This window comes from Leifsonia sp. C5G2 (assembly GCF_013359685.1).
In the GTDB taxonomy this organism is placed as follows: Bacteria; Actinomycetota; Actinomycetes; order Actinomycetales; family Microbacteriaceae; genus Leifsonia.
In genome coordinates, this window is sequence record NZ_JABFMV010000006.1 from 35374 (window position 1) to 55307 (window position 19934).

Consider the following 19934-nt stretch of genomic DNA (forward strand, 5'->3'; position numbering starts at 1 on the left):
TGTAGAGGAGCACCATGGATTACCGTCAGGTCGGCTTCTGGTTCGACTCGATCGCGGAGCAGGAGGACGGCTTCCGCCCGCGCCCCGGGCTCGACGCCGACACGCAGGCCGACGTCGCCATCGTCGGCGCCGGGCTGACCGGGCTCTGGACGGCGTACTACCTGCAGGAGCGCGACCCGTCGCTCAAGATCGTGCTGCTCGAGAAGGAGGTCGCCGGTTTCGGCGCCTCCGGCCGCAACGGCGGCTGGTGCTCCGCGCTGTTCCCCTGGTCGGCGTCCAAGCTGGAGAAGCGGTACGGCTTCGACGCCGCGGTCGCGATGCGCCGCGCCATGGTGGGAACGGTGGACGAGGTCGGCCTGGTCGCCGAGACCGAAGGCATCGACATCGACTACGCCCGCGGCGGCACCGTCACCTTCGCCCGGACGCGGCCGCAGCTCGACGCGGCACGCGCCGAGTACGAGGAGTCGGAGCGCTACGGGGTCGACGAGGTCGCCCTGTGGGGCACCGACACCGTGCGGGAGCGCTTCGGAGCGCCGGACGCGGTGGCGGCGACATTCACGCCCGCGTGCGCGCGCATCCACCCGGCGAAGCTGGTGCGCGGGCTCGCCCGCGTGGTGGAGCGGCGCGGCGCCACGATCGCGGAGGGCACCGAGGTGCTCTCGTGGCGCGACGGCACGGTCCGCGTGCGGTCGCGCGGCTCCGACCGGCTGGTGCGGGCGGGCATCGTCGTCAACGCGACGGAGGGCTACGGCTCGCAGCTGCCGCAGGTCGGCCGCCGCATCCTGCCGCTCTACTCGCTGATGATCGCGACCGAGCCGCTGCCGGAAGCGACCTGGGACCGCATCGGCCTCCAGCACGGGCAGACGTTCACCGACTTCCGCAACCTGATCGTGTACGGGCAGCGGACCGCGGACAACCGGTTCGCGTTCGGCGGGCGCGGGGCGCGGTACCACCTGGGGAGCGCCATCCACCCCTCCTACGATCGGTCGCCGCGCGTGCGGCAGCACCTCATCCACACCCTGTTCGACCTGTTCCCGGATGCGGCGGGCGCGCGGATCACGCACCACTGGGGCGGACCGCTCGGCGTGCCGCGCGACTGGCACGCGAGCGTCGGGGTCGACCGGCAGGCGCGAGAGGCGTGGGCGGGCGGCTACGTCGGCGACGGCCTCAGCACCACGAACCTCGCCGGCCGCACGCTCGCCGACCTGATCACGGACGAGCGCACGGAGCTCACGGCGCTGCCGTGGGTCGGCCACCGCTCCCCGCGCTGGGAGCCGGAGCCGCTGCGCTTCGCCGGCGCGAACGCGGGACTCGTCGCGATGGAGTCCGCCGACCTGGAGGAGACGGTCACCCGCCGCCCCTCCGTGGTCTCCCGCGTCCTCGCTCCCCTCATCGGCCACTGACCCGCCCACCGTCGAGTACACGAAGACTGCACGGATTCGTGCGTTTTCCGTGCAGTCTTCGTGTACTCGACGGCGGGGAGGCGCCGATGCGAGAGGGAGGGTCAGGCCTGGTTCAGCACGGCCTGCAGCTCGAGGGTGATGGTGACCTCGTCGCCGAGGAGCATGCCGCCGGTCTCGAGCGCGGCGTTGTAGGTGAGGCCGAACTCCTCACGGTTGATCTTGGTCTTCGCGGTCGCGCCGGCCTTGTAGTTGCCGTACGGGTCCTGGCCGAAGCCGCCGAAGTCGAACTCGAAGGTCACCGGCTTGGTGACGCCCTTGATCGTCAGGTCGCCGTCGACGAGGAACTCGCCGCCCTCGTGGCGCACACCGGTCGACACGAAGTCGATCGTCGGGTGCTCCTCGGCGAGGAAGAAGTCGCCGGTGCGGAGGTGCGCGTCGCGGTTCTTGTCCTTGGTGTTGATGGACGCGACGTCGGCCTTGGCGGTGACCTTCGACTCGAGCGGGTTCTCGGCGGTCACGAAGGTGGCGTCGAAGTTCTCGAACACGCCCTTCACCTTGCTGATCATCAGGTGGCGGATGCTGAAGCCGACCTCACTGTGGGCGGGGTCGATGGTCCAGGTGCCTGCCTTGTAGCCGGGGATCTCGATGGTCACGCTTTTCTCCTTCAAAGAATGTGCTCGCGGTGTGGCCGGTCCACCCGCGTGTCGAATACATGCAAGCGCATCGATTCCGGATCTATTCCGGAAATCCAAAAAAAAGTTGACGCGTCACTCTTTCGGCGCAAGCGAGTGCCGGAGCGACAGCAGCTTCCTGGCCTGCGCATCGACCTGCGCGACCGGGATGCGGCCGTCGGCGACCGCGGAGGTGACGGCGTCGATCATCGCGTCCGGGTCCGCTCCCGCCCCCTGCACCATGAGCACCATCGTGTTGCCCGCAGCCACCGCGGCGACGGCATTCGCCCCCGCATCCTGGTACTGCGGCAGGCCGGTGTCCTGCAGCATCCGCAGATCGTCGGTGATCGAGACGCCGCGGAAGCCCAGCCTGTCGGTCAGGATGCGGTGCCAGGCCGCCGACAGCGACGCCGGCTGCGCATCCACCCCGCTGTAAACGAGGTGGCCGAACATGACCAGGTCGGCGCCCGCGTCGATGCCCGCGCGGAACGAAGGCTCGTCCTGTGCGCCGAACCGGCCGAGGTCGATCGGTGCCGTCGGCACGGTGAGGTGCGAGTCGGCGTCGGTCTCGCCGTGGCCCGGGAAGTGCTTGAGCGTGCTGAGCACCAGCCCCTTCTGCCCGGCGACAGAGGCGGCCACCCGCTCGGCGGCCGACGCCGGGTCGGTGCCGAGCACGCGATCGAAGATGAACGACGACGGGTCGGAGGTGACGTCGGCGACCGTCCCGAAGTTCACCGAGACGCCGACCTGTCTCAGCAGCTGCGCGCGCTGCGCGAACGCCTGCTTCGTCGCCTCCGCCGGCTGCGACCGCAGCTGCACGGCGCCGGGGCCGCCGTCCCACGGCAGCCGGGTGACGTCGCCGCCCTCCTCGTCGATGCCGACGAGAGGCGGCAGCGACGGGTCGGACGCCCGGGTGGCGGCGGTCTCGGCGGCGAGCGCGTCCGGCGTGGCCGGGATGTTGTCGCCCATCAGGATGATGCCGCCGAGCCCGTACCGGTCGACGAAGCCGCGCAGAGCGGCCGGGTCGGTTCCCGGAGCGTGCAGCATGAAGAGGCTCGCGACCTTCTGCCGGAGGGTCATGTTGCGCAGCCGCGCATCCACGTACGCGGCGGCGGGGTCGGCGGCCGGCGTGGGCGTCCGCGTGGGCCCGGCCGACGTCTCCCCCGCTCCCGTCCGCGGCGCCGCCACGCCGCCTCCGGTGCAGCCGGCGACCGCGAGCGCCACGACGGCCGCCGCGGTCAGCGCGAGCGCGCGCAGCGGACGGGAGGGACGGGAGGGCATCACCCGATCGTAGACCTCAGCCCTTGACGGCTCCTCCGAGCCCGGCGCTGCGCAGGAACAGCCCCTGGAACACGAGGAACAGCGCGATCGGGATGAGCGTCGAGATCGCCAGCGCCGCCAGGTACACGTCGAGCTGGATCGCGGCCTGCAGCGTGGGCAGCCGCACCGACAACGGCTGGATGGCCGGGTCGCGCAGCACGAGCAGCGGCCACAGGTAGTCCTTCCACGCCGCGATGATGGCGAACACGGACACGACCCCGAGGATCGGCTTCGACATCGGCAGCACGATCGACCAGAACAGGCGGAACGGCCCGGCCCCGTCCGTCCGGGCCGCCTCAAACACCTCGCGCGGCAGGTTGTCGAAGAACCGCTTCACCAGCACGACGTTGAACGCGCTGGCGCCCGCCGGCAGCCACACCGCCCAGAACGTGTTGATGAGCGTCGTCCCGAGGAGCGGCGGGTTCAGGATGGTGAGGTACAACGGCACGAGCAGCACCACCGACGGCACGAACAGCGTCGTGAGGATGAGCCCGTAGAGCACCCGACCGTAGGCGGGCCGCAGCACGCTCAGCGCGTAGCCGGCGGTCGTCGCGACGATCAGCTGCGCCGCCCACGACCCGGCCGCGACCCAGATCGTGTTCACGAACTGCACGTCGATGTGGACGGTCGACCACGCCGTGGACAGGTTGGCCCAGTCCACGCCGTGCGGGAACAGCGCCATCGGCGTGCGCAGCGTGTCCTCCGTCGGCGTGATCGCCGACTTGGCGAGCCACAGCAGCGGCCCGAGCCCGACGACGACGAGCACGAGCAGCAGCGCGCCGTGGATGACGCGGGTGCTCCAGCGCACCCCGGGTTTCCGGCGGTCGGAGGGCGACAGGATGCCGCGCTCGCCCTCATCCCGTCGCGGCCTCCTGCGCCGCCGGCCGGGCCGCGTCGGCCGGCCGCCCTCCGCGGCGACGGCAGTGAGCAGCTCCTGGGTCTCGGGTGCCGCTTCGCGCGGCAGCTCGGTGGAGGTGGTCAATTCTGGCTCCAGGACTTGGTGAGACGGAAGTACACGAGCGACAGCACGGCGAGGAACGCCGCCAGCATGAGGCTGAGCGCGGTGGCGGCGCCGTAGTCGCCGCCGAGCGAGTTCTGGAACGCGTACCGGTAGATCAGCAGCAGGATGGTGACGGTCGAGTCGACCGGCCCGCCTCCCGTGAACAGGAACGGCTCGAGGAAGACCTGCGCCGTCCCGATGATCTGCAGGATGAGGGTGATGAGCAGCACGCTGCGCAGCTGCGGCAGCGTGACGTGCCACACCTTCTGCCAGATGCCCGCGCCATCCACCTCGGCCGCGTCGTACAGCTCCGGCGCCACACCGGTGATCGCGGCCAGGTAGATGATGATCGTGCCGCCGGCCGCCGCCCAGGTCGCCTCGACGACGAGCGACGGCATCGCCTGCACGGCCGACTGGATCCACGGCTGCGGCGGGATGCCGACCCAGCCGAGGATCGTGTTGAAGACGCCGTCGGGCCGGGCGTCGTAGAAGAACTTCCACAGCAGCACCGCGACGACCGGCGGAACGACGACCGGCAGGTACGCGAGAGCGCTGTAGAGGCCCCTCGCCCGCTTCACCTCGCTCATCAGCACGGCGGCGACGAGCGGGATCGGGTAGCCGAGCAGCAGCGCCAGCAGGGCGAACCAGGCGGTGTTGCCCACGGCCGTCCAGAACAGCGGGTCGTTCACCACCTGCACGAAGTTGTCCCAGCCGACCCAGGTGGGCGCGCTCACCAGGTTGGTGTGCTGGAAGCTCATCACCACGCTGCGCACAATGGGCCACCAGGAGAACACCCCGAAGATGACGAGCATGGGCAGCAGGAAGAGCAGGGTGCTGAGGCCCCCGCCGCGCACCCAGGTGAGAGGTGTGCGACGGGGGCGCGTCAGCGTTCGATCGTGTACGGTCACGGTCACTTGTCCGCGTCGACGAGCTTCTGGATGTCGCTGTCGACCTTGGCGAGCAGCTGGTCGATGTTCGCGTTCTTGTCCGTCAGCACGGCCTGGACGACCGAGTCGAGGGCGCCGTACAGCTCCTGCGTGTGCTTGTTCGGCTCCGGGACGAGGTTGGCGTCGAAGATCGTGTCGGTGAATGACGCGACGTTCTCCTGCGGCACGTTGATCTCGTCCTTGATCCACTCCATGTTCTGGTCGTAGGTGGCCTTGTCGAACACGGGGAGGGTGGGGACGCCGACCGGCTGGCCCGACTTCACCAGCACCTTCGCGTCGGCGACGGCCTGGTCCTTGTTGAGCAGCTTCTGCATGTAGTAGAAGTCGATCCACTTCACCGCGGCCTCCTTCTGGGCCTGCGACGACTTGGGGCTGACGGCCGCGACGTTGCCGCCGCCGAGCACCCCGGCCTGCTTGTCGGACGTGTCGACCGGCAGCATCGTCAGCCCGTAGTTCTTCGGGTCGACGGCGTTCTGCTGCACGAGCGAGGTGAGCACGTCCGAGCCGGACGGGTACATCGCGATCTGGCCCGCACCGAACGCCTGGTTGATGCCGCTCCAGTCGAGCAGGAAGTTGCTGCCGACCGAGTTGTCCTCCCAGCGCAGGTCGTGCAGCCACTGCAGGGCCTCCTTGGTCACCGGGTTGTCGGTCGTGACCTTCGTCTTGCCGCCCTCGGTGGTCTCCATCCGGCCTCCGCGCGAGTACACGGTCGTGGTGAGCTCCCAGCCGCCGGTGTTGCCCTGCGTCATCTGCATGTAGCCCGCGACGCCCGGCACCTTCTCGGAGATGGTCTTCGCCGCCTGGCGCACCTCGTCCCAGGTCGTCGGCGGCTTGTCCGGGTCGAGGCCCGCCTTCTGGAAGATCTCGCGGTTGTACGAGAGCCCCATCGCGTACGGGCCGTACGGGATCCCGTAGATCTTGTCGCCCGACTTCGCGACCGCGAGCACGTTCTCGTTGAACTTGTCCGCGTAGGGCAGCTTCTTCACCTCGGCGGTGATGTCGGCGAGCTGGCCGGCCTGCAGCAGCGACTGGGAGTCGGTGAACGGCACGTTGAAGACGTCCGGGAGGGTGCCGCCCGCGAGCTGGGTCGCGAACGTGGGACCCGTCCACTGGTACTCCTCGGACTTCACGACGATGTCCGGGTTGGCCTTCTCGAACTCCTTCACCCGGTCGTCGAAGGCCTTGAACGCGGCCTTGTCGCTGCCCGGGATGAGGCTCGCGACCGTGATGTGGACCTTGCCGTCGTTCGCGTCTCCGCCGGCGGACGAGCAGCCCGCGAGCAGACCGACGCCGGCCAGGGTGACCGCGGCGATGCTCACGATCCTTCGTGATGACTTCATTGTCTGGACCTTTCGAGTGTGATGCGTGGATGGTGCGATTCAGGTGGTGAGGTGCCCCGCGGGGTGCTGCGTTCGCAGCCACGCCGTGGAGTCGGGAGGCAGCAGACCGCCCTCGAGCGGGCTGCTGCTGAGGAGGATCGCCTGGTGCTCCGGCAGGGGCAGCGCGGCGGTGGACAGGTTGGTGACGCTGACGAACGCGGCGCCGCGGGAGAACGCGAGCACGCCGTCCGGCGCGTCGAGCCAGGTCAGCGGGCCGTCGCCCAGGGCCGGCTCCGCCCGCCGGATGCGCAGCGCCTGGCGGTAGAGCCACAGCATCGACGACGGGTCGCTCTGCTGCGCCTGCACGGTGAGGGCCGCCCAGCCGGCGGGCTGCGGGAGCCACGGCGGAGCCGTGGCCCCGTCCGGGCTGAAGCCGAAGGGCGGGGTGGTGCCGCGCCACGGCAGCGGCACGCGGCAGCCGTCGCGGCCTGGGTCGACGCCGCCGGAGCGCTCGTGCATCGGGTCCTCGCGCAGCTCGTCCGGCAGGTCCTCGACCTCGGGCAGGCCGAGCTCGTCGCCCTGGTAGATGTAGAGCGAGCCGGGCAGAGCGGCGGTCAGCAGGGCCGCCGCCCGCGCACGGCGGCGGCCGAGGTCGAGGTCGGTCGGCGTCCCCTTGCGCTTGGTCGCGAAGGCGAACGACGTGTCCTCCCGGCCGTAGCGGGTGACCGCCCTCGTCACGTCGTGGTTGGACAGCACCCAGGTGCTCGGCGCGTGCACCGGCGCGTGGGCGGCGAGCGTCTCGTCGATGGAGGCGCGCAGCTCCTGGGCGTCCCACGGCCGGGCCAGGAAGTCGAAGTTGAACGCTGTGTGCAGCTCGTCGGGCCGCAGGTAGCGCGCGAAGCGGTCGATCTCCGGCAGCCACAGCTCGCCGACCAGCACACGGGTGCCCGGATAGCCGTCGGCGAGGGCGCGCCAGCTCCGGTAGATGTCGTGCAGCGCGTCGCGGTCCTGGTTGGGGTGCTCCCCGGGCCCTGGATGCTCGGGCACCTCGGGCAGCGCCGGGTCCTTGACCAGCAGCGCGGCCGAGTCGATGCGGACGCCCGCGACGCCGCGGTCGAACCAGAACCGCAGGATGTCCTCGTGCTCGCGCCGGACGTCCGGGTGGTTCCAGTTGAGGTCGGGCTGCTGCGGGCTGAACAGGTGGAGGTACCACTCGCCGGGCGTGCCGTCGGGCTCGGTCGTGCGCGTCCAGGTGTCGCCGGAGAAGTTCGAGCGCCAGCCGGTCGGCATCCCGCTGCCGTCGTCGCCGCGGCCGGGACGGAACCAGAACCGCTCGCGCGCGGTCGAGCCGGGGCCGGCGGCCAGGGCCTCCCGGAACCAGGGGTGCCGGTCGGAGACGTGGTTCGGGACGATGTCGACGATGGTCCGGATCCCGAGCGCGAGGGCGTCGGCGATGAGCGCCTCCGCCTCGGCCAGATCGCCGAAGGCCGGGTGGATGCGGCGGTAGTCGGCCACGTCGTAGCCGCCGTCGGCCAGCGGGCTCTCGTACCAGGGCGTGAACCAGAGCGCGTCGACGCCCAGGTCGGCGAGGTACGGCAGGTGCTCGCGCACGCCGGAGAGGTCGCCGACGCCGTCGCCGTTCCCGTCGGCGAAGCTGCGCGGGTAGATCTGGTAGATCACCGCGCTCCGCCACCACTGAGGGTCCTCCGGCGGGGTGACCGGGGCGGCTTGCGCCGCATCCGCCGCGGGGTCGGCGGCGGAGGCGGCGCTGTCGCCGGTCATCACGGTGAGGTCCACGCTGAGCCTTTCGGTCGTCTGTCGTCGCGACGGACACCGCGGCGCCGTCGTCGTTCACCGAAATGTAGCTAAGGCGACAGATTGACGCAAGAACTCAACAAAACGTAATTGGTTTGCGCACATTTGCGTGCGCTTGCAGGTTCAGCCGACGTGCGGAGCCGGCCCCGTCGACCCGCGGACGACCAGTTCGGGCTCGAAGAACAGCTCGTCGTGCAGGGCCGAATCGCTGGAGATCTGGCGCAGCAGCAGCTCGATCACCGTCCGCCCCATCGGCTCGATCGGCTGCCGGATCGTCGTCAGCGGCGGCTCGGTGCAATTCATCAGCGCGGAGTCGTCGTACCCGACGATCGAGACATCCCTCGGGACCGACAGCCCGGCGCGGCGCGCGGCCCGGATCGCTCCGAGCGCCATCGGGTCGCTGGCGCACAGGATCGCGGTGACCCCGGCGGCGAGCAGCCGGGTGGCGGCCGCCTGGCCGGCCTCCAGCGAGTAGAGCGAGTGGACCACGAGCGACTCGTCGAACTCGGCGCCCCAGCCGGCGACGATCCGGCGGGCCGCCTCCAGCTTGCGCAGCGACGGGACGTGGTCGCGCGGACCGAGCAGCAGCCCGATCCGCTCGTGCCCGAGCGAGCGCAGGTGCGTCAGCGCCTGGGCTGTCGCGACGGAGTCGTCGCACGACACCGTCGCGAAGGCGAGGTCGTCGACCGGCGCGTTGACGAGCACCGTCGGCAGGTGCAGGTCGGCGAGGCGACCGTAGTGGGCATGGTCGGCGTCCCGCTGCGCGTACGCGCCGCCGACGAAGACGACGCCGGACACCTGCTGCTGCAGCAGGAGCTCGACGTAGTCGGCCTCCGAGATCCCGCCCGCCGTTTGCATGCACAGCACGGGGGTGTAGCCGTTCTGCGCGAGCGCTCCCCCGATGATCTCGGCGAACGCGGGGAAGATCGGATTCTGCAGCTCCGGCAGCACGAGCCCGACAAGCCGCGCCCGCTCGCCGCGCAGCTTCGACGGCCGCTCGTAGCCGAGCACGTCGAGCGCCGTCAGCACGGCCTGCCGGGTCGCGTCCGACACCCCCGGCTTGTCGTTGAGGACGCGGCTGACCGTGGCTTCGCTGACCCCGACCTTGCGGGCCACTTCGGCGAGACGTTTCGACATGGCCCACATCCTACGCAACTCCTTGCATCTCAACGCAACTTCTTGCGCGCCCCTCTCGTCCCCACGCCATCAGCTCCTGAGTTCTTCGACCGGACACGCCGTTCTGACGCGAACAACTCAGGAGCCGATGGCGGGACGGACGGGGCGGATACGATGGCGGGCATGGCGAAGAAGGTGCTCTCCCTCCTGCTCGCCAGCCATCCCGGGCCGACCGTCGTCGTGACGGTGATCGCCGCCCTGCTCGGGCTGGGGCTCGGCTACCCGCCGGGGCGGCTCGTGGTCCTCGCGCTCGCCATCCTGTGCGGGCAGCTCTCGATCGGGTGGAGCAACGACTGGCTGGATGCCGCCCGGGACCGGGCCGTGGAGCGCTCCGACAAGCCGGCGGCGCGCGGCGACGTCTCCGTTTCCGTCGTGCGGGCGGCCGCCTTCGTCGCGCTCGGCGCCGCGCTGCTGCTCACCCTCCCCCTCGGTCTCGGCGCGCTCGCGGCGCACGTCGTCGCCATCGCCGGAGGCTGGGCCTACAACCTCGGGCTCAAGGCCACCGTGTACTCGTGGGTGCCGTTCGCGGTGAGCTTCGGCATCCTGCCGGCGATCGCGACCCTCGGGCAGGAGCAGCCGGCGCTCCCGCAGTCGTGGGTCTACGCCGCGGGCGGCCTGCTCGGTGTCGCCGCCCACGTGACGAACGTGCTGCCGGACCTGGAGGACGACGCCCGCACCGGCATCAGCGGCCTGCCGCACCGGCTGGGACCGCGGGTCAGCGGACTGCTGGCCTTCGCCGCGCTGGCCGCCGCCACGCTGCTGATCACCTTCGGCCCGGGCCTTCCGGTGCGGCCGCTGCTGATCGCGGGGCTGGTCATCGGCCTCGGCGCGGCCGTCGCCGGCGTCGTGCTGCTGTTCCGGCGCACGCCGACCCGGCTGCTGATGCAGCTGATCATGACGTGCGCCATCGTCGACGTCGCCATGCTGGCCCTCGCGGGTCAGTCGGTGACCGTCTGAACCTTGTCCGCCACCGGAGCCTTGTTCTGGATGCCGATCGCCGAGACGATGCCGCCCACCAGCAGCAGGCAGGCCGCCGCGATCATGGCCCGGTGGAGCCCGGCCTCATCCAGCGTCCCGCCGATGATCATGCCGGCGGCCGCGACAGCCAGCAGGCCCGCGATGCGGGAGACCGCGTTGTTGACCGCCGAGGCGATGCCCGCCTGCTCCGGGTGGATCGCCCCCAGTATCGCGCTCGTCAGCGGCGCCACGGTGATCGAGAGCCCCACGCCGAACAGCAGCACCGCCGGCAGCAGCGTCGTCCAGTAGTTCACGTCGGTGCCCATCATCAGCAGCCAGAGGAAGCCGACGGCCGCGATCATCGGGCCGATCGCCATGAACAGCCGCGGCCCGTACCGCCCGGCGAGGCCGCCGAAGAAGCCGGAGAGCAGCAGCATGCACAGCGTCGACGGGATGAAGACGAAGCCGGCCGCGATGGCGGAGAAGCCCGCCACCTGCTGCAGGAACAGCGTGACGATCAGCGGGCCGAACGACAGCGCCCCGTACACGAAGAACGTCGAGATGTTGCCCACCCAGAAGTTGTGGACGCTGAACAGCCCGAGGGGCAGCATCGGCTGCTTCACCCGCGTCTCTGCGAAGAAGAACGCGGCGAGGGAGAGCAGGCCGACGATCAGCGGGAGGTAGACGCGCGGACTGCCCCACCCGTAGGTGCCCTGCTCGATCAGAGCGAAGACGGTTCCCGCGAGGCCGACCGAGCCGAGGATCGCGCCGATCACGTCGACCCGGCCGCCCATCCCCTTGTCGGTCTCGCCGAGGGTCATCATGAGCACGAGCGTGACGGCGATCGGGATGACGTTGATCGCGAAGACCCAGCGCCAGCCGAGCGTGTCGACGAACAGCCCGCCGACGACCGGCCCGGCGATCATCGCGATGCCGGTCCACGCGGTCCAGCGCCCGATCGCCTTCGCCTGGGCCGCGCCCTCGAACCGGGAGATGATGATCGCCAGTGAGCTCGGCACCAGGAGCGCGCCGGCGACGCCCTGCAGCGCGCGGGCCAGCACGAGGAACACCCCCGTCGGCGCGAAAGCGCACAGCAGCGACGTGATCCCGAAGCCGATGAGCCCCGCGTACAGCACGCGCTTGCGGCCGAACACGTCGGACAGCGAACCCGCGATCAGGATGAGGGAGCCCAGGGTGACGAGGTAGGCGTCCACCACCCACTGCTGCAGCTGCAGCCCGCCGCCCAGGTCGCGTGAGATCGCGGGCAGCGCCACGTTGATGACGGCGCCGTCGAGGAACGCGACGAAGCTCGACAGGATCGCGATGAGGAGCACTCTCAACTGGAGCGACGTCATCCGCTCGATCCGTGCAGTGGTGGCCATGCCCTCATTCAACGGCCTGGCCCGCGCGCTGGCAAGCGAACCGCGTCGATGGGACGCGACACGCCGTCAGTCGCGCCCGCTGACGGCGTGTCGCGTCCCATGGATGCGCGCCCGCCGGGGCTGCCTGCCGATGCGGTGACGATCTCCGGCTTCGTCGTGTGCGGTGTGCCGGTCACGGCACTCGTTCGCGCAGGCGCGCATGGCTCCGCTCGCCGTCGCCGGGCTGAGCACTCTGCTGGACCTGGTGCTGCAGGAGCGCGCCGCGCGCGTCACCGTGCTGCTGTTCTGGTGGTGGCTCGGCTGGCACTTCCTGGTGGTGCCGCCGCAGCCGTGATCGACGGCTCCCGCGGGAGACGCCTCAGTTGTTGCCCTTGGTGCAGGTCTGCTGCGCGGCGGTCTGACCCGTGATGGTCGACGGCAGCTCGACCTGGCTGCCCGCGGTCCCGGTCGGCGCGGGCGTCGCCCCGGCGTCCGGCGTCGCGGGTGAAGCGGGTGCGGTCGGCGACGGTTCCCCGCCCGCGTCGGGGGCGGGAGAGGCGGTCGCGGTCGGGTCCTCCGCCGCCCGTCCCGTCGAGCCGGTCAGTTTCACGGGCTGGTCGTTGACGAGCGCCTGGTTGAGCGCGTTCGCTGCGGACTTCTGCGGGACCACCCGGTTCGGGTTGTCCGGGTCGCCCACCGCCGGGTACTGCACGAACACCATGTTCTGGAGCCCGGTGTCCTTCAGCGCGAGAGCGATCTGCACCAGGGTGGTCGGGTTGGTCAGCGTGTCCGAGGGGGTGATGTTGTTCACGGCCGCCTTGGCCAGCGCATACAGCTGGACCGGGTTGGAGAGCACCCCGCCGCTGACCACCTTGCGGGCGAGCGCCGACAGGAACACCTGCTGATTCGAGATGCGGCCGAGATCGCTGCCGTCGCCGACGCCGTGCCTGCTGCGCAGGAACGACAGCGCCGTGTCGCCGACGACCGTGTTCTCTCCCGCCGGCAGGTCGAGCGGCGGGTTGGTGTACTCGTCCTTCACCGGCGAGGCGAGGCACACGGTGACGCCGCCGACCGCGTTCGACATCGCGCTCACCCCGTTGAAGTTGATCACCGCCGCGAACGGGATGTCGAGGCCGGTCATCTTGGACACCGTCGCCACGACGCAGTTGAGGCCCCCGCGGGACAGCGCGGTATTGAACTGAGCGTAGGAGGTGCCGTCGATGACGCCCTTGCCGCTCGGGTCCGGGCAGTCCGGGATCGGCACCATGAGGTCGCGCGGGAAGCTGACGACCATCATGCTCTTGTGGTCCTGCGCGATGTGAAGCAGCATCGTGACGTCGTTGTTGCCCGCGCCGCTGCTCGCATCCTGCTCGTCCGCGCTGCTGTAGACGCCGCCCAGGTCGCTGCGGCTGTCCGTCCCGGCGAGGAGCAGGTTCACGCCGCCGGGGATTGCCGCGACGTTCGGGATGTCCTGCGGGATCGCCGAATGGCCGGGCAACGCCTGGAGGTGGACGCCCGTCTTGATCGAGCGCGCCACATCCCACACCGCATAGGCCGCGACGGAGCCCACGCTGACGAACGCGACCACCACGACCGCCGCGAACAGCTTGAGCGCGGCGGTGCTGCCCCTGCGGCGCGGGAGGCGCCCGTGGCGCACCCCCGCGGGACCGCGGGCGCGCTGATGCCGTCGCGGCAGGTCGGTCATCGGGATCCCTCGGGTCGGCGGACGTTGCTGGAATCCTAGCGGCCGTCGCTTTCCCTCGCCTGCGAGGCGCGCTCGGCGACGCGTGTCGTCGATCTCGGGTCAGCAGTCCTTCGCGGTGATGCGTGTGTTCACCGTGGGGTTGCCGTTCGTCATCGTGTACTCGTAGTCGAGGTGGACGCCGTCGTCGAGGACATCGCGGGTCTCCGCGATGCCGCAGGCACGCGACACCAGCATGTCGCGGACATCGGATTCGACGACGGCCCTCGCGCCCGCGGGCAGCTCCACACGGTATCGGTACTGGATGCCCGACTTCTCCGCCTCGACTGCGGTCCAGGTCGTGACGGCGTCGAGCTTCCGCGGGAGCTCTGCCTGCTTCTCGATCCGATCGACCGTGCGCGCGATCTTCGCCTCCGTCGAGTTCGGCCGCGTGATCCCCTCGACGGCGAAGTAGGCACCGGCGCACGCGGCGACGGCGACGACGGCCGCCAGCGCGATGGCCTTCGTCCGGCGTCGGGGAACGGGCGTGGTCGCCGCGCCATCGGGTGTGGTCGCGGCAGGCGCTGCGATGGTGTCGTCGACCATAGTGTGCATCCGTTCTCCTCCCTAGAGCCGGCGTTCGATTATGAAGACTTCGATCAGTGCGCATTCATGACGACCGCTGGCGTGGCGGCTTCTCCCCACGCCAGTGCCCACGGCACTACGCTCGCAGCATGACGAACAAGACCCCGCGCGAGGAAGAGATCCAGAAGGAGCAGGAGGCGAAGGACGCCGAGAAGGAGCGTCTGGAGCAGGAGGAGGAGCGCCGCCTCGGCTGACCGCCTCTTGCCCCGAGGTGCGACGACCCGGTACAGTCGTGAACCTTGCGCCGGCGGGCGCAGGCAGCCCACGCTGAAGAACGCCGAGCGGAAGGACACGCGATGAGTCACCTGCAGTATCTGCAGAGCAATCAGCGCGCCTTCCGCGCGCTCGAGCGTCCCCGGGGTCTGTAGCACCACTGCTGCAGCCCCGTCGTTCGAGGACCGGGGCTGTCCATCCTTCGCGTCTCCCTGCCGGGAGCTCCCGCGTCGGTCCGGCCGTCCCGGCCGCACACCGATGAGAGACGAAAGGATCATGGAAAGAATCTCGAACCGCCTGCTGAGCTGGGCCTCCCTCCTGGAGGACTCCACGCGCGAGCAGGCGGTCACCACCTCGCGGATGCCGTTCATCCACCCGCACCTCGCCCTGATGCCGGATGCGCACCTGGGCCTCGGCGCGACGGTCGGCTCGGTCATCCCGACGCTCGGCGCGATCATGCCGGCAGCCGTCGGGTCGATATCGGCTGCGGGATGATCGCCGTGCGCACGCAGTTCACGCGCGACGACGTCGCCGCGGTCGCGAAGCCGCTCTCCGTGCTGCGCACCGACATCGAGCGGGCCATCCCGCTCTCCGCCGGCGCGCGCAACCGGAAGATCGTCGCCACCGCGCAGCCCCGCGTCGCGGAACTGACGCTCCTCGCCGAGGAGGCCGGCTTCGACCCGGCGGAGCACCGCAAGGACTGGGAGCTCCAGCTGGGCACGCTCGGCTCCGGCAACCACTTCATCGAGGTCAGCCTCGACGAGAACGGCAACGTGTGGCTCTTCCTGCACTCCGGCTCCCGTGGCGTGGGCAACCGGATCGCCGGGCACCACATCCGGGTCGCCCAGGAGCTGATGCGCCGGTGGTGGATCGAGCTCCCGGACAGGGACCTCGCCTACCTCGTCGAGGGGACGCCCGAGTTCGACGCGTACATCGCCCAGCTGCGGTGGGCACAGCACTTCGCGCTGCTCAACCGCGAGGAGATGATGGACCGGGTGGTGCGGCAGACGTCCGAGTGGTTCGGGACGCCGGTCGTCGAGCAGGAGCGCATCAACTGTCACCACAACTTCACGGAGCGGGAGCACCACTTCGGGAAGGAGGTGTGGGTGTCGCGGAAGGGCGCGATCTCGGCGCGGCCCGGGCAGCCGGGCCTCATCCCGGGATCGATGGGCACCGCGTCGTACGTCGTCGCCGGGAAGGGCGACCCGCTGTCGCTCCATTCGTCGCCGCACGGCGCCGGGCGGCAGTTCTCGCGGTCGGCCGCGCGCAAGCGGTTCACGGTCGAGGAGCTGCGGGAGGCGATGACCGGGATCGAGTTCCGTGACACCGACGCGTTCCTGGACGAGATCCCGCAGGCCTACAAGCCGATCGACCGGGTGATGGCGGACGCCGCCGACCTGGTCGAGGTGCGGCACACCCTCCGCCAGCTCGTCAACGTGAAGGGCGACTGACCGGCGCGGGCGGCACGTCACGCCACATGGTCGTGACGGCCGCCCCGTCGATCACCGAGCGGAAGCCGCCCACCGGGCGGAAGCCGGCGCGGCGATAGCGGTGGTCGTTGGCCGGGTTCGTCGACTCCAGGTAGGCCGGGATGCCCTGCTCGTCGGAGCGCGCCAGCGTCTCGGCGAGCAGGGCCTGGCCGATGCCGCGGCCGCGGTGCGCGGGATGCGTCGCGAGCAGGCTGAGGTAGCGGTACGGCTGCTCGTGCGGGTGCGTCTGCTCGAACCGCTCCCAGAGTTGCTGGTAGGCCTCGAACCGCTCCGGCGCCAGCGTCCGCTCCATCAGGGCGTCGACCTCCGCCTCCTGGGTCTCGGACAGCTCCGGGACGCCCGGCGGGAGCCACACGGCGACCGTCGCCACCTCGCCATCGGGTCCGTCAGCGAGCCGGACGAGACCGTGCGGGACCGCGCCGTCGATGAAGAACCGCCAGAACGACTCCAGGTGTCCCGTGCTGCCATCGGCTGCCTCGAGCGCCGGACCCCACACCGGGTCATCGCGGAAGGCGAGGGAGATGGTGGTGGCGATCGCGGCCGCGTCCTGCGGCAGGGCGGGGCGGCTCTGCATGCTGGAACTGTACCGATCCGCCCGGCAGAACGAGAAGCCCGGGTCGGTGCGCTTCGCGCGGTTCCGTCGGAGATTCGCGCGATCCACCTCCAGATCTCCGACGGGTGTCAGCCCAGCAGGAGACTCGAACGTTCGATCGCTCACCGGGCAAACGAAGAAGCCCCCGGCCGATGGCCGAGGGCTTCTGAAAATGGTGGATCTGAGGGGACTCGAACCCCTGACCCCCTGCATGCCATGCAGGTGCGCTACCAGCTGCGCCACAGACCCAGAGTGTGAACCTTCGGTCCTTTCGGACCTCCCGGAACAACTCATTCAGCGTACTACATCGCACGCGTGAGAAAAAACTGAGGCGGGCTCGCGTCAGTCGAAGAGCTCGCTCAGCCAGTTCTCGCGCTTCTTCTTGTACGGGCGCTGGCCGTAGCCGTGGTCGGGGCGCTGATCGCGGTACTGCGGCTCGGCGTACAGCGGTTCCGCGTACTGCGGCGGCGCGTACGACGGAGCGGCCGGCGCGGGAACCGGTGCCGCGGTGGGCTGAGGGGCCACCCCGGCGCGGTCGATGATCTTGTCGAGCTCGCCGCGATCCAGCCAGACGCCGCGGCACTCCGGGCAGTAGTCGATCTCGATGCCGTGGCGCTCGCTCATGACGAGGACGGCCTGGTCGTTCGGACACTTCATGCGCCCATCCAAGCGGCCGTGCATGAGAGACCTCTCAGGCGAACCCGCGAAGAGGCTGGGAGCTACTCCGCGGTCTCATGGACCGGCAGCTCGATCGGGAGGGTCGGGCAGTCCTTCCACAGGCGCTCGAGGGCGTAGTACATCCGGTCCTCCTCGTGGAAGACGTGCACCACCAGGTCGCCGAAGTCGAGCAGCACCCAGCGACCCTCGCCCTTGCCCTCGCGGCGCAGCGTCTTGACGCCGGCCTCGTTGAGCCGGTCCTCCACCTCGGACGCGATGGCGATGACGTTGCGCTCGACCCGGCCGCTGACGAGCAGGAAGGCGTCGGTGAGGGGCAGCGGGCCGGACACGTCGAGCGCGACGAGGTCCTGGCCGCCCTTCGCGTCGGCAGCGGCCGCGGCCACCTGGAGGATCTCGCGGGCGTGCGGGGATGCGGTCACGGACGGTCCTCCGGTCGCGTTCGGTGCGGGACGGGTGCGGGTCGGGCCGGGGTGCGGATGATCAGAACACCTTCAGCACGTACGCGGCCACGAGCAGGCCGATGACGCCGACGGCCAGCACGCCGGCCGTGACCATGAGCACCACGGGCAGAGCGTTCCCGCGCTTCTTCGGCGGCGCGATGACGCCGCGCGTGGAGGTGTGGGTGCTGATCGCACGCGAAGCGCGGACCGGCTGCACCTCGGACGTGTTGAACTCGTTCTCCTCGCCGTCGAGCAGACGGTCGATGTCGGACGAGTCGATCCGGTCGGGGTGCGCGCCGGTGGCGCCCATCCCCCGCGGAAGGTCGATGGAGCCGGTCACGAGGATCTCGCCCGTGCTCGTCAGCGGAGCGGCGCTCGGCTGCGGGATGGCCGGGAGGATGAGCGCATTCGTCGTCGTCGCGGCGGTCGACTGGGCGACGTTGCGCGAGGTGATCGGCTGGTGCTGGTCGTCGAGCTCGGCGGCCGTCGACCAGTGGCCGGTCGGCGGCGTGAACGGCCGGCGCTCCTGCGCGGCGGTGTCCTCCGAGGTCGCGGCAGCGGGGGCAGCCGACGCCGCAGGAGTCTCAGATGCCTGCGCCGCGGGTGCGGGCTCGGGCGCCTGGGGTGTCGTCGGCTTCGGCGCCGCGGTCGCGCCGAAGGCAGCGAACGGCGACGCGGTGCTCTGCGTCACGGTCGGCTCGTCAGCGCCGGCGCGCGCCGCGGCGGGTGCGGACGACGGGGTGAGCGGCGCGAACGGCCATGCGGTCTTCTCGCTGGTGGAGGTCTCCGGGTTCTGCGGCGCGGCGGCGGGCTTCGGCGCCTCGCCCGTGGACGCGCCCGACTCGGCCTCGGGGCCGGAGGTGAAGGAGACGGGGAACACCTGCTCCTCGGCGCCGGCCGGGTGGTTCGCCTGCGCGTTCGCCTGCTGGGCCTGCTGCATGGCGCGCAGCTCGCGACGGGTCAGCGTGCGCTCCGGGAAGGCCGGGGCGGCAGCGGGGGCGGGCGTAGCGGGGGCGTCGGCCTGCTGATCGGGGGTCTGGAGGATGGCCATCGGCTGCGTCACGGGCTCGGGGCGCGAGGCGTCCGGTGCCTGACGGAACAGGTCGAAGGCGTCACGCGACGGCGAGGACACACCGGGCTCGGCGAAGGCGCTCGCGGGGATGGCCGGAGCCTCGACGGACTCCTGCTCGTCGGGCTGGACGGCGTCGGCGCCGTCGGCCGTTCGCTGCGACGAGGAGGTCGTCATCTCCGGTACCTGACCGCCCGGGGTCGGCTGCGCCGTCCCCGCACGCCGGGCGAACTCCCTGGCCTGTCGCCGCGTCTGCGGCTGGCCCGTCGGCGGCTCTTCAGGCCACGATGTCATGCCACACTCCGATACAGATGGTGTTTGGAGATGTACTGAACCACTCCGTCCGGCACCAAGTACCAGACCGGGAATCCCCTGCTCACCCGGCTCCGGCAATCGGTCGACGAGATCGCCAGGGCCGGAACTTCCAACAAGGATACGTCTTGCTCCGGTAATCCAGAAATACTCAAGTCATGTCCCGGGCGACTCACAGCCACGAAGTGGGCCAGCTCCCACAACTCCTGGACATTGCGCCAGCTCAGGATCTGCGCGATGGCGTCGGCGCCGGTGATGAAGAACAGCTCGGCGTCCGGCCTCTCCTCGTGCAGGTCGCGGAGGGTGTCGATCGTGTACGTCGGACCGCTGCGGTCGATGTCGACCCGGCTGACGGTGAACCGCGGATTGGACGCCGTGGCGATCACGGTCATCAGGTAGCGGTGCTCGGCCGGCGTCACCGGGCCCTTCTGCCAGGGCTGACCGGTGGGGACGAACACCACCTCGTCGAGCCCGAAGGACTGCGCGACCTCGCTGGCGGCGACCAGGTGGCCGTGGTGGATGGGGTCGAACGTGCCGCCCATCACGCCGATGCGCGGTCGGCCCGTCTCCGTCAGCTCCATGCCCGCGGTGGGTCAGTGCCCCTGCGTCGGGTGGCCGCTGCCGTGGTGCGTCGCACCGGGGGCGCCGGCGTGGGCCGCGGCGTCGGGCGCCGAACGGTGGCTGTGCCGGTTGGCCACGTCCTTGAAGCTCCAGGTCACGAAGACCAGGGCGATGAAGATCACGATCGCGATCGCGCCGAAGGCCCAGGTGGGCATCGGCAGCTCGACGTGGGTCTCCGCCTCGGCGAGGACGGTCGTCAGGAATGACATCGTGCGTGATCCTTT

At 70.6% G+C, this 19934-nt stretch carries 19 protein-coding genes, 1 tRNA gene and 1 pseudogene; 4 read left to right on the top strand and 17 right to left on the bottom strand.

Translation table 11 applies throughout. The annotated features are described in order from the left end of the window. The first annotated feature begins 14 nt into the window (after nt 1-14). Nucleotides 15-1403, top strand: a complete 1389-nt coding sequence (locus tag HNO83_RS09605) for an NAD(P)/FAD-dependent oxidoreductase (protein WP_175337315.1) — start codon at nt 15-17, stop codon at nt 1401-1403. A gap of 101 nt (nt 1404-1504) precedes the next feature. On the opposite strand, the gene HNO83_RS09610 is transcribed toward HNO83_RS09605, so the two are convergent. The 7 genes from HNO83_RS09610 to HNO83_RS09640 form a co-directional block, all read right to left on the bottom strand. Further along, nucleotides 1505-2056, bottom strand: a complete 552-nt coding sequence (locus HNO83_RS09610; protein ID WP_175337316.1) for a YceI family protein — start codon at nt 2054-2056, stop codon at nt 1505-1507. A 114-nt stretch (nt 2057-2170) separates the two neighbouring features. Beyond that, nucleotides 2171-3355, bottom strand: a complete 1185-nt coding sequence (locus tag HNO83_RS09615; protein ID WP_175337317.1) for a glycoside hydrolase family 3 N-terminal domain-containing protein — start codon at nt 3353-3355, stop codon at nt 2171-2173. Between the two features lie 16 nt (nt 3356-3371). Beyond that, nucleotides 3372-4376, bottom strand: a complete 1005-nt coding sequence (locus HNO83_RS09620) for a carbohydrate ABC transporter permease (RefSeq protein WP_175337318.1) — start codon at nt 4374-4376, stop codon at nt 3372-3374. Then, a complete protein-coding gene (locus tag HNO83_RS09625; protein WP_349627118.1) occupies nt 4373-5302 on the bottom strand; it encodes a carbohydrate ABC transporter permease in 930 nt (309 codons plus the stop codon). The genes HNO83_RS09620 and HNO83_RS09625 overlap by 4 nt, the downstream gene beginning before the upstream one ends. A 2-nt stretch (nt 5303-5304) precedes the next feature. Further along, on the bottom strand, nt 5305-6681 hold the full coding sequence (locus HNO83_RS09630) for an ABC transporter substrate-binding protein (RefSeq protein WP_175337319.1): 1377 nt from the start codon (nt 6679-6681) through the stop codon (nt 5305-5307). A gap of 39 nt (nt 6682-6720) precedes the next feature. Next, nucleotides 6721-8442 carry a glycoside hydrolase family 13 protein gene (locus HNO83_RS09635; protein ID WP_175337479.1) on the bottom strand — a complete coding sequence of 574 codons (1722 nt, stop codon included), beginning with the start codon at nt 8440-8442 and terminating at the stop codon, nt 6721-6723. 156 nt (nt 8443-8598) lie between these two features. Then, entirely contained in the window at nt 8599-9612 is a 1014-nt protein-coding gene (locus HNO83_RS09640) for a LacI family DNA-binding transcriptional regulator (protein WP_175337320.1), read from the bottom strand. Between the two features lie 162 nt (nt 9613-9774). Between HNO83_RS09640 and HNO83_RS09645 the strand changes: the two genes are divergently transcribed. Beyond that, nucleotides 9775-10608, top strand: coding sequence for a UbiA family prenyltransferase (locus HNO83_RS09645; RefSeq protein ID WP_175337321.1), 834 nt, complete (start codon nt 9775-9777; stop codon nt 10606-10608). Here the strand turns inward: HNO83_RS09645 and HNO83_RS09650 are convergent. Then, the gene (locus HNO83_RS09650) at nt 10590-11990 is read right to left on the bottom strand and encodes an MFS transporter (RefSeq protein WP_249776639.1); all 1401 of its coding nucleotides are present in this window, start codon (nt 11988-11990) and stop codon (nt 10590-10592) included. The two genes, HNO83_RS09645 and HNO83_RS09650, sit on opposite strands and share 19 nt — an antisense overlap. A gap of 199 nt (nt 11991-12189) precedes the next feature. Here HNO83_RS09650 and HNO83_RS20330 point away from each other — a divergent pair, with 199 nt between their 5' ends. Continuing rightward, nucleotides 12190-12324: a DUF6186 family protein gene (locus HNO83_RS20330; protein WP_249776640.1), complete on the top strand. Its 135-nt coding sequence runs from the start codon at nt 12190-12192 to the stop codon at nt 12322-12324. 24 nt (nt 12325-12348) lie between these two features. On the opposite strand, the gene HNO83_RS09655 is transcribed toward HNO83_RS20330, so the two are convergent. Next, nucleotides 12349-13674: an LCP family protein gene (locus tag HNO83_RS09655; protein ID WP_217498891.1), complete on the bottom strand. Its 1326-nt coding sequence runs from the start codon at nt 13672-13674 to the stop codon at nt 12349-12351. Between the two features lie 99 nt (nt 13675-13773). Then, on the bottom strand, nt 13774-14265 hold the full coding sequence (locus HNO83_RS09660; RefSeq protein WP_175337322.1) for a hypothetical protein: 492 nt from the start codon (nt 14263-14265) through the stop codon (nt 13774-13776). Nucleotides 14266-14784: 519 nt separating this feature from the next. On the opposite strand from HNO83_RS09660, the pseudogene HNO83_RS09665 reads away from it, so the two are divergent. Next, nucleotides 14785-15959 (top strand): annotated as a pseudogene (locus tag HNO83_RS09665) (RtcB family protein). On the opposite strand, the gene HNO83_RS09670 reads toward HNO83_RS09665, so the two are convergent. The 7 genes from HNO83_RS09670 to HNO83_RS09700 form a co-directional block, all read right to left on the bottom strand. Next, nucleotides 15940-16572, bottom strand: coding sequence for a GNAT family N-acetyltransferase (locus tag HNO83_RS09670; protein WP_175337323.1), 633 nt, complete (start codon nt 16570-16572; stop codon nt 15940-15942). The pseudogene HNO83_RS09665 and the gene HNO83_RS09670 overlap by 20 nt on opposite strands. A gap of 191 nt (nt 16573-16763) precedes the next feature. Continuing rightward, a tRNA-Ala gene (locus tag HNO83_RS09675) sits at nt 16764-16839 on the bottom strand. Between the two features lie 93 nt (nt 16840-16932). Continuing rightward, complete coding sequence (locus HNO83_RS09680) at nt 16933-17247, bottom strand: TFIIB-type zinc ribbon-containing protein (protein WP_175337324.1); 315 nt, start codon at nt 17245-17247, stop codon at nt 16933-16935. A gap of 62 nt (nt 17248-17309) precedes the next feature. After that, entirely contained in the window at nt 17310-17687 is a 378-nt protein-coding gene (gene rsfS, locus HNO83_RS09685; RefSeq protein WP_175337325.1) for a ribosome silencing factor, read from the bottom strand. Nucleotides 17688-17748: 61 nt separating this feature from the next. Further along, a complete protein-coding gene (locus HNO83_RS09690; protein ID WP_249776641.1) occupies nt 17749-19071 on the bottom strand; it encodes a hypothetical protein in 1323 nt (440 codons plus the stop codon). Continuing rightward, a complete protein-coding gene (gene nadD / locus HNO83_RS09695; protein WP_175337326.1) occupies nt 19068-19670 on the bottom strand; it encodes a nicotinate-nucleotide adenylyltransferase in 603 nt (200 codons plus the stop codon). Before nadD ends, HNO83_RS09690 begins: the two co-directional genes overlap by 4 nt. A gap of 12 nt (nt 19671-19682) precedes the next feature. Continuing rightward, the gene (locus tag HNO83_RS09700; protein ID WP_175337327.1) at nt 19683-19919 is read right to left on the bottom strand and encodes a hypothetical protein; all 237 of its coding nucleotides are present in this window, start codon (nt 19917-19919) and stop codon (nt 19683-19685) included. Nucleotides 19920-19934 lie beyond the last annotated feature (15 nt).